Annotated in this window: 2 pseudogenes; both read right to left on the reverse strand. The window is 63.1% G+C overall.

Annotated elements, in window-relative coordinates:
* A pseudogene (gene mphR(A), locus R7Q09_RS28545) lies at positions 1-171 on the reverse strand (macrolide-binding transcriptional repressor MphR(A)); the annotation flags it as partial.
* Positions 171-509: pseudogene (gene mrx(A) / locus R7Q09_RS28550) on the reverse strand (macrolide resistance MFS transporter Mrx(A)); the annotation flags it as partial. The pseudogenes mphR(A) and mrx(A), both read right to left, overlap by 1 nt.

Below are 509 nucleotides of genomic sequence, written 5' to 3' on the forward strand. Positions count from 1 at the left end.
CCTCACCAGCAGCGTATCGCGGTTGGTGAAGCGCTGGATTAACGCTGCGCGGGAGAGCCCCACCTCCTTTGCTACTCCGCTGAGCGTGAACTCTATGGGACCGCAACGCTTCAGCACTACGGTGGCGGCCTCGAGTACCTCGTCATCGGACTTGAGCTTGGGGCGGGGCATCAGTGTTCACCTTCTGTATGGGTTGGGGCGGAGGCTGTGGCTGCCGCCGCCATTGTAGCAAATTGAAGACGGAGCGAGAGTAGAGCCACGAGCCCCGCAAACACGGCCGATACAACGAGGCCAGGGAGCGGACCAGCAAGGTCGACAAACGCGCCGGCCGCAAGCATAACCATGGGCGAGGCTGACAGCATCACCGCCGAGACCGTGCCGAGTACCCGGCCGAGAAGTTCTGGCGGCGTGCGGTTGTAGATGGCAGCGTTGAGAATGGGAGAGACTGAGCCGGTCAGCAGTCCCACGAGCGCGCCCAACAACATCAGCACCGGCACGCCTGGCAACTG

The sequence above is a fragment of the Vibrio sp. 2130-1 genome (assembly GCF_033339515.1).